Consider the following 1,416-nt stretch of genomic DNA (forward strand, 5'->3'; position numbering starts at 1 on the left):
TGCTCGGCGAGGGCCGCGAGCACCTCCGCCTCGCGGTCCTCGCCGAGCAGGCTGACCCTGGCCGCGTCACGGTCGTACCAGGCGATGTTCCCGCCGTCCGGGAGGCAGACGTACAGCCGCTCCCGGCCGTGCCGCCAGGCCGGTACGACCCGCAGACCGTTCATGCGCCATCACCCCTCCTTCCATGGGAACAGGCGGGTGCTCCAGGGGCAAGAACCCGGCTACCTTGAGAGGACGTGAGCGGTGATGCCGGGGAGGCACCATTGCATACCCGCAGGAAGCAACCCGACGTACCCGCGCCGGACACCCCGTGGGACGAGATCGTGCCCGGCCTGTGGATGGGCGGGCACGAGTTCAGGGGCCGGACCGGGCAGCTGGAGTTCGCGGCGGTGCGCCAGGAGTTCGATCTCGTGCAGACGCTGCTGCGGCTGCCGGGACACGGGCCGGCCCCCGGGGTCGAGCACCGTGTGTGGCCGATCCCGGACGGACCGCTCGACGGGACCCAGCTCCTGGGGGTCATCCGGCTCGCCGAGGCGGCCTGCGAGGCGCTGGACGACGGCCGCAACGTCCTCGTGCGCTGCTATCACGGGTACAACCGCTCCGGACTGGTCGTCGCGCACGCGCTGATGCACCGGGGCGGCTCCGCCGAGGAGGCGATCCGGCTGATCCGGGCCCGCCGCTCGGGCTGGGCCCTGCACAACGATCTGTTCGTCGACTACCTGCGGGCCGGGCTGAGGACGGCCCGGCTGCTGGAGGAGCTGACGGAGTAGCGGTGGAACGCCGCGGGTGCGCGCGTCGGCCGCCCTGACGCCTCCTCAGCGCGAGGCTGTCACCAGCGACGACGCGAGGTGGCCCGGACGGCCGTCTCCGATGGCGCACCAAGGCGGGCGGGGGCGGAGGGCTGCTCCTAGTGTGGCGATTAGTCATCTTTTAGCCTTTCGCCCTCATATGGAGGTCTTCATGTCCCGGCGCTCCCCGCACCCACCGCGCTCCGCGCGCTCCCGCCGTCCCCTCCGCCGTCTGCCGATGACGCTGGCCGTCGGCACCCTGGCCCTCGCGGCCGCCGTCGTCCCCGCCATCGCGAACGACACACTGGGCGACGGCGACGAGTCGGGCTGGAGCCGGCAGGACGGCAACGGCGACAACGGCGACTGGAGCCAGCAGACCGGTGACGGCGGCACGACCGAACAACAGGGCGGCAACGGCGGCGGTCACGACAACGGTGGCGGTGGCGGAGACGGCGGTGTCGGCGGGGGCGGCGGCTACGACAACGGTGGCGGCAACGGCGGCAACGGCGGAGGCGGCGGCAACGGCGGAGGCGGCGGCAACGGCGGCGGCTACGACAACGGCGGAGGAAACGGGGCCGGAGGCAACGGCGGCGGCTACGACAACGGCGGAGGAAACGGGGCCGGAGGC

Annotated in this window: 1 protein-coding gene and 2 pseudogenes; 2 read left to right on the forward strand and 1 reads right to left on the reverse strand. The window is 73.1% G+C overall.

Annotated elements, in window-relative coordinates; genetic code table 11:
* Positions 1-164, reverse strand: a pseudogene (locus AOK18_RS34985) (NERD domain-containing protein); the annotation flags it as partial.
* A gap of 99 nt (positions 165-263) precedes the next feature.
* Here AOK18_RS34985 and AOK18_RS29425 point away from each other — a divergent pair.
* Together AOK18_RS29425 and AOK18_RS33510 are read left to right on the forward strand one after the other, a co-directional pair.
* Positions 264-770, forward strand: a complete 507-nt coding sequence (locus tag AOK18_RS29425) for a protein-tyrosine phosphatase family protein (RefSeq protein ID WP_055575021.1) — start codon at positions 264-266, stop codon at positions 768-770.
* 256 nt (positions 771-1,026) lie between these two features.
* A pseudogene (locus AOK18_RS33510) lies at positions 1,027-1,416 on the forward strand (hypothetical protein); the annotation flags it as partial.

This window comes from Streptomyces prasinopilosus (genome assembly GCF_001419695.1).
Lineage (GTDB): Bacteria > Actinomycetota > Actinomycetes > Streptomycetales > Streptomycetaceae > Streptomyces > Streptomyces prasinopilosus.